This window comes from Pseudomonas sp. IT-P12 (assembly GCF_949767465.1).
Taxonomy (GTDB): Bacteria; Pseudomonadota; Gammaproteobacteria; order Pseudomonadales; family Pseudomonadaceae; genus Aquipseudomonas.
This window is the reverse complement of sequence record NZ_CATKPY010000003.1, coordinates 162,222-169,301: the sequence shown is the minus strand read 5'-3', so window position 1 is coordinate 169,301 and position 7,080 is coordinate 162,222. Positions and strand designations below refer to the sequence as shown.

The window sequence follows — 7,080 nt, the reverse complement described above, 5'->3', positions numbered from 1 at the left end:
CTGTCAACACCTCTTTTTCACCGCTTTCGACCGAGAAGATCGAACCGTCCATCAAGCGACTACATACTGCCTGACCGACTCCTTCCAGGCTTCGATGACCTGAAGCAACTCGCTGCCGAAAATCGCGTAACTCTTTGTTTACCAAGGAGTTTTCCGTTTCGACTGCTCCGGAAGTGGGGCGAATTATAGACGTCCAGAATCTGCCGTCAACCCCTAATTCAGGATTTCTATCAGACGTTTCGAAAACACCCGCTTATATATAGACGCGCCGATCAGGAATGCGCAGTATATTGCTCAAACTACAATCAGCTTCTGCTGTCTGCCCTGGATGATGCCACCTGATGAAAGACCAACCCCGCAGCCTTGCCTCTACCCTCTTCCCGGTTGGCCTGCTGTTGATAGCCATGGCTTCGATCCAGTCTGGAGCTTCTCTGGCCAAAAGCATGTTCCCGGTGGTGGGTGCCCAAGGCACCACGACGCTGCGATTGATCTTTGCCAGCGTGATCATGCTCCTGCTGCTGCGCCCCTGGCGCGCAAAGCTCACGGCCAAATCCCTGCGCACCGTGATCGTCTACGGGATTGCGTTGGGGGGCATGAACCTTCTCTTCTATATGTCCTTGCGCACGGTGCCACTGGGCATCGCGGTTGCGCTGGAGTTCACCGGCCCGCTGGCGGTCGCCATCTATGCTTCGCGCCGCGCGATCGACTTCCTGTGGGTCGCTCTTGCCGCTGCCGGCCTGATGCTGCTGATACCGACAGGTGCAACGACCTCCGGCATCGATCCCCTCGGTGCCGGTTATGCCTTGGGGGCGGGCGTCTGCTGGGCTCTCTACATTCTCTTCGGGCAGAAGGCCGGTGCCGACAATGGCGTACAAACGGCTGCACTGGGCGTCATGATCGCCGCATTGTTCGTGACGCCTTTCGGCATCGCCCATGCGGGCACCGCGCTGCTGACATTCTCGGTGATCCCGGTGGCGATCGGCGTCGCCCTGCTGTCCACCGCCCTGCCCTATACCCTGGAAATGGTCGCTCTCACGCGAATGCCGACCCGCACGTTCGGCACGCTCATGAGTATCGAACCCGCGTTCGGCGCGCTATCGGGTCTGCTGTTCCTGCAGGAATTCCTCACACTGTCACAATGGCTGGCCATCCTGTGCATCATTCTGGCTTCCGTGGGCGCGACCTTGACCATGGGCAGTACGGCCAAGCCAGCAATCGCGGCAGACTGACACGGGTTTGACGAAACTCTGGCATTTACCGCTCATTTAGGCCATGTTTAGCCCGCACTTAATTTCAGACATGGACTTTTCAGGATAGGGATATCAGAGACGCTTCAGCGAAAGCGGATACTGCCAGACCCGGGCACGAAGACCCGGGACGCGTTAAGGACAGCAATGAAACGAATTTTGATACTGATCGCCGTACTTGCGATTGCAGGCTGCGCGGCGACTTCGGAAACCCACACCAAACGTGGCAAGAAAGGTTTGCACATCAACTGCTCCGGGCTGTCGTCCTCGTGGGACAAGTGTTACACCAGCGCCGCCAATTCGTGCGCACCCAAGGGTTACAAAGTCATCGCCAAGTCGGGGGATGGCGTGGAAGAACCCGGCGACTATCCGTTTGGCCTTAATCCCGCCGGCTATACCAGCCGCAGCATGATCGTCATCTGCAAATAGATCGATGCCGTCTCTCCACGCAGATCTGACGGCTCATCTCATCGCCTCCGGCGTTCGGCAACCCTCGCTGAATTCGCGGCTTGCGTGCGCCGGGTGAAACATCGCCCCTCCCGCCATTCACCTTCTTGACGCCCCTCCAATCCCCGGCATAACGTCCGTTCACTCAACGATCGTTTAGCAAGGGACCTCAACATGAATAACAAGAAGGTCGTATTGGTGGTCGGTGCAGGCGACGCCACCGGCGGCGCAATCGCCAGGCGTTTTGCACAGGAAGGCTTTGTCGCCTGCGTAACCCGGCGCAGTGCCGACAAACTCCAGCCTCTGGTGGACGCCATCAACGGCACTGGCGGAGAAGCCCACGGTTTTGCCTGCGATGCGCGCAAGGAAGAGGATGTGATTGCGCTGATCGAGCAGATAGAAAGCCAGGTCGGCGCCATCGAAGCATTCGTCTTCAACATCGGCGCCAATGTGCCCTGCAGTATCCTCGAGGAAACCGCGCGCAAGTATTTCAAGATCTGGGAGATGGCCTGTTTCTCCGGCTTCCTGAATGCTCGCGAAGTGGCCAAGCGCATGGTCAAGCGTCAACGGGGCACTATCCTGTTCACCGGGGCGACGGCGGGGCTGCGGGGTGCTGCCGGGTTTGCGGCATTCGCCGGCGCCAAGCACGGCATCCGGGCATTGGCCCAAAGCATGGCCCGTGAGCTGGGGCCGATGAATATTCATGTGGCCCACGTCGTCGTCGACGGCGCCATCGATACTGATTTCATTCGCGAGTCTTTCCCCGAGAAATACGCCACCAAGGATCAGGACGGCATCCTTGATCCCGAACACATAGCCGAGAATTATTGGTTCCTGCACAACCAGCCCCGGGACGCCTGGACGTTCGAGCTGGATCTGCGCCCCTGGAACGAACGCTGGTAAGCCTCCCTACAACAATAAAGAGCGCACCGACCATGAGCAAAACCGTGGAGTTCTACTTCGACCTGGGCAGCCCCGCGACCTACCTGGCCTACACCCAGCTGCCGGGCATCTGTGCACAAACCGGCAGCCAACTGATCTACATTCCGATATTGCTGGGCGGCGTCTTCAAAGCCACTGGCAACGCCTCCCCCGTGACCGTCCCGGCCAAGGGCCGCTATATGTTCCAGGACCTGGATCGCTATGCCAGGCGCTATGGCGTGACGCTGAAATACAATCCGAACTTCCCCATCAACACCCTCATGCTCATGCGCGCCGTCACCGGCATGCAGTTGCGCCATCCCCAACGCTTTCAGGCGTTCATCGATTGCCTGTTTTACGCCCTCTGGTTGGAGGCGCGCAGCCTCGATGACCCGGCGACCGTCGCTACGGTTCTGACCCGGCACGGTTTCGATCCCGATGAGGTACTGGCCTTGACCACAGATGAGGAGGTCAAGGCCGTGCTCAAGGCCAACACCGAACAGGCGGTTGAACGCGGTGTGTTCGGCGCGCCGAGCATGTTTGTCGATAACCAATTGTTCTTCGGTCAGGATCGGCTCGAATTCGTTCTTGAAGCCTTGCGCTAAATGTCGACGACCAACCGCCCCTGTGCCGCTCCCGAGATGAGCAGCTCGTGGGCGGACTCGGCGGTCTCCAGCGTGAACGCGCGAGGGTCCATCAACGGCCTGAGCGAGCCCGCCTCGATCAATCGCGTCGCCTCGCGAAGAATCTGCCCGTGATGCTCGCGACCCACACCGGTGAGCAACGGCAACAGCGTGAACACTCCGGAATACGTTGCCCCACGAAACGAGAGCGGCGCCAGGCTATGTTGTCCCCAGCCAAGGCAGCTCAACACATGCCCGTGGTAAACCCGCGCAGCCTTGAATGAGGCATCCAGGGTTTCGCCGCCCACTGTGTCGTAGACGATATCGAATCCCTCCCCGGCGGTATGTTGCGCCACATACTGCTCGACCGGGCTCCTGCGATCGATGAAGGTTGCACCGAACCCTTCGATGGTTGCCTGGTGCCTCGCGGACCCTGTGGCAAAGACCTCGGCCCCGAACGCACGGGCGATTTGCACGGCAACATGACCCACACCACCCGCCCCGCCGTGAATCAGCACTTTCTGGCCCGCGCTCACCCGCGCCCGGTCCACCAGCCCTTCCCATGCGGTGATCAGCACCAACGGCAATCCCGCCGCTTCGCGGGCGCTCAGGTTGCCGGGCTTGGGCGCCAGGAGCCGCGCATCGACTGCGGCATACTCGGCCAACGAGCCTTGCGCACCGCCAATCCCCGTGGCCATGGCGTAGACCTCATCGCCCGGACGCCAATCGCTCACGCCCTCCCCGACAGCCTCAACGATTCCTGCCAGATCAATGCCCAACGTCGCCGGCAACGGTTGATGTGCATGGGCTGCCTGGCCGGCACGGATTTTCCCGTCCAGCGGGTTGAGACCACTGGCCTTGATCCGGACCAGCACTTGTCCGGCTTGCGGCGTCGGCCGCGCCATGGACACCAGGCGCAGCGGTGCGTTAGCCGAGTCGACGATCAAAGCGCGCATTTCCAGTGAGTCAGTCATTTCGCAAGTTCCCATCAGTGGTGGCTGTGGGATAAATCTTCTTCCTGTCGACTCATGCTGATAAGACCCTATATAGCTATAGTAACCATGCCCCTTTGGCATGAATGAGAATTGCTGTGGACAAACTCAATGCAATGGCGATCTTCGTCCGGGTCGTCGAACGTGGCAGCTTCTCGGCCGTTGCCCGAGAGCTGAAAACCAGCCAGCCAACCATCAGCAAAGTCCTGCGGGCCTTGGAAAGCGAGCTGGGTGGCAAGCTGATTGCCCGCAGCACCCGTCGGCTGTCCCTGACCGACGAAGGTCAGCGCTACTACGACGAATGCCGAAACATCCTCGCCGCAGTCGATGCTGCCGAGCTGAGTTTCCAGTCAGGCCGGGAAAGTATCGCCGGTCACCTGCGCATCGGCTCTTCGGTCAGTTTCGGGCGTTTGCAAATTGCCCCGCGCCTGGCGGAGTTTCTCAAGCGCCATCCCGACCTCGATATTGACCTGCAATTGAATGATCAAAACCAGGATCTGATCAGTGAAGGCCTGGATGTCACGTTCAGAATCGGCGAGTTGAACGACAGCGGCCTGATCGCCCGTCGCATCGGCACCACCCATCGCGTGACCGTCGCGGCCCCCGACTACCTGCAGCGACGGGGCCACCCGCAATCACCGCAAGCGCTGAGAGAGCACAACTGCCTGCCGTTCAACCTGTTGAGCAGTCATAACCTGTGGGTGTACGAAAACGATGACCAACGACACGAAGTACGGATCAACGGCAACGCGCAAAGCAACAATTCGGAGGCCATTCGCGAAATGGTGTTGGCAGGGCTGGGGATTGCGCTGTCGCCAGTGTGGCTGTTCAGCGAAGACCTGAAAGCGGGTCGAGTGACGGAGATTCTGCCCGACTACATTGCGCAGTCGCTGCCCATACACGCGGTGTCCCCGGCGAATCGTCGCCAATCCGCCCGGGTCAAAGCCTTTGTCGATTACATGAGCCAGGCGCTGCAGGCAGCGCCTGAACTCAAGCCGATCAGATAGCCGCCGTGCGAGTGTTCAACCACTCCAGTGCCGCGCCATCCAGCAGGGGGCTCAAGCGCTCGCGCACTTCAGCGTGATAGGCGTTGAACCATTGCTTTTCCTCGGTCGTCAGCAGCGACGGCTCCAGGCACCGGGTGTCGATCGGGCACAGGGTCAGGGTTTCGAACTTGAGGAATTCACCGAACTCACTCTTGCCCGCTTCGCGGTTCAACGCCAGGTTCTCGATGCGCACACCCCAGCGACCCGGACGATAAGTGCCGGGTTCGATCGAGGTGATCATGCCCGGCTGCATCGCGGTCTGCGGCGCTGCCACGGCCTGGTAGGCAATCACTTGCGGACCTTCGTGAACGTTGAGGAAATAACCGACGCCGTGGCCGGTGCCATGACCGTAATCGACGTTCTCCGCCCAGATCGGCGCGCGCGCAATGGCGTCCAGCAGCGGTGACAGAATCCCCCGGGGGAACTGCGCACGGGACAGCGCGATCACGCCTTTCAACACGCGGGTGCAGTCGCGCTTCTGCTCATCGGTTGGCGAGCCGACCGGCACCATCCGCGTGATGTCCGTGGTGCCACCCAGGTATTGGCCACCGGAGTCGATCAGCAACAGGCCGTCACCTTCGATCACCGCGTGCTCTTGCTCGGTGGCGTGGTAATGCGGCATGGCGCCATTGGCGTTGAACGCGGCAATGGTGTTGAAGCTCAGCGACACGTAATCCGGGCGGCGCGCCCGCGCAGCGGTCAGGTGTTCGTCGATGGTCAGTTCGGTGATGCGCTCGCGGCCCCAGGCCGACTCCAGCCAGGCGAAGAACTCGCACAGTGCCGCGCCGTCCTGTTCCATGGCGCGCCGGATGTGTTCGGCATCGGCCAGGCTTTTCTGCGATTTGGCCAGGGTCGTCGGGTTCAGGCCCTCGACCAGCTTCACACCGCTGTCCAGGTTGTCCAGCAGCCCTGCCGTCACGCGCGCCGGATCCACCTGCAGGCTGGCACCACTCGGCACGGCACGCAGGGCGTCGGCCACTTCGCTGTAGTCGCGCAGGGTGATGCCGTCCTGCTCAAGCACCGCGCGCAGCTCGGCGCTGACTTTGCTCAGGGCCACGAACAGGGTCGCCTGTTGCTGGCTGATCAGGGCAAAGGACACGAATACCGGGTTGAACGAGACGTCGCCACCGCGCAGGTTGAACAGCCAGGCGATGTCGTCGAGGGTGGCGATGAAATGCCAATCGGCGCCACTGGCACTCAGCGTTTCACGCAGGCTGGCGAGTTTCTCGCCACGGCTGACGGTCGCCTGTGGCGGCAAGTGCTGATAGATCGGCTCGTTCGGCAGCGCCGGGCGATCGCTCCAGACCTGATCCAACAGATCGATGTCGGTACGCAGGCGTGCACCGCGCGCTTCGAGCTTGCTGCCCAGGGTCCGCGCCGAAGCCACGGCCATCACCGCGCCGTCCACCGCGACAACGCCACCTTCGGGGGTTTGCTCGGCCAGCCAGTCCAGCGGGCTCGGTTGACCCGGTTGCAGCTTGACCAACTCGATGCCGCTGCCCTTGAGCTCCTTGGTCGCCTGTTCCCAGTAACGACTGTCGGCCCAGACCCCGGCGAAATCAGGGGTCACGATCAGCGTGCCGACCGAACCGTGGAACCCCGACAACCATTGCCGCCCCTGCCAGTAACCCGGCAGGTATTCCGACAGGTGCGGGTCGGCCGACGGCACCAGCAGGGCGTGAATACCCTCCCGGCTCATCAGCTCGCGGGTGTGCGCCAGGCGCTCGGGCACCGATGCGTTGATCGAAGGCTGCGTTTTCATCATGTCTCCTGCTAACCACTTCATCATTATTGTCGAGTGCCG

7 protein-coding genes are annotated in these 7,080 nt (G+C 61.2%); 5 read left to right on the top strand and 2 right to left on the bottom strand.

Annotation, left to right across the window (positions count from 1 at the left end; translation table 11 throughout):
* Positions 1-341 precede the first annotated feature (341 nt).
* From rhtA to ACM6IM_RS02440, 4 genes are all read left to right on the top strand, one after another.
* On the top strand, positions 342-1,229 hold the full coding sequence (gene rhtA, locus ACM6IM_RS02455) for a threonine/homoserine exporter RhtA (RefSeq protein WP_414864078.1): 888 nt from the start codon (positions 342-344) through the stop codon (positions 1,227-1,229).
* A 165-nt stretch (positions 1,230-1,394) separates the two neighbouring features.
* Positions 1,395-1,676 (top strand): hypothetical protein, encoded by a 282-nt coding sequence (locus ACM6IM_RS02450; protein WP_192306367.1) that lies wholly within the window; start codon positions 1,395-1,397, stop codon positions 1,674-1,676.
* A gap of 192 nt (positions 1,677-1,868) precedes the next feature.
* Positions 1,869-2,597, top strand: a complete 729-nt coding sequence (locus ACM6IM_RS02445; RefSeq protein ID WP_414864077.1) for an SDR family oxidoreductase — start codon at positions 1,869-1,871, stop codon at positions 2,595-2,597.
* 32 nt (positions 2,598-2,629) lie between these two features.
* Complete coding sequence (locus tag ACM6IM_RS02440; RefSeq protein ID WP_414864076.1) at positions 2,630-3,220, top strand: 2-hydroxychromene-2-carboxylate isomerase; 591 nt, start codon at positions 2,630-2,632, stop codon at positions 3,218-3,220.
* Here ACM6IM_RS02440 and ACM6IM_RS02435 read toward each other — a convergent pair.
* Positions 3,217-4,212: a zinc-dependent alcohol dehydrogenase family protein gene (locus ACM6IM_RS02435; protein WP_414864075.1), complete on the bottom strand. Its 996-nt coding sequence runs from the start codon at positions 4,210-4,212 to the stop codon at positions 3,217-3,219. The genes ACM6IM_RS02440 and ACM6IM_RS02435 overlap by 4 nt on opposite strands.
* A gap of 104 nt (positions 4,213-4,316) precedes the next feature.
* Here ACM6IM_RS02435 and ACM6IM_RS02430 point away from each other — a divergent pair, with 104 nt between their 5' ends.
* Positions 4,317-5,237 carry a LysR family transcriptional regulator gene (locus tag ACM6IM_RS02430; protein ID WP_414864074.1) on the top strand — a complete coding sequence of 307 codons (921 nt, stop codon included), beginning with the start codon at positions 4,317-4,319 and terminating at the stop codon, positions 5,235-5,237.
* On the opposite strand, the gene ACM6IM_RS02425 is transcribed toward ACM6IM_RS02430, so the two are convergent.
* Positions 5,230-7,038: an aminopeptidase P family protein gene (locus ACM6IM_RS02425; protein WP_414864073.1), complete on the bottom strand. Its 1,809-nt coding sequence runs from the start codon at positions 7,036-7,038 to the stop codon at positions 5,230-5,232. The two genes, ACM6IM_RS02430 and ACM6IM_RS02425, sit on opposite strands and share 8 nt — an antisense overlap.
* Between the last annotated feature and the right edge of the window lie 42 nt (positions 7,039-7,080).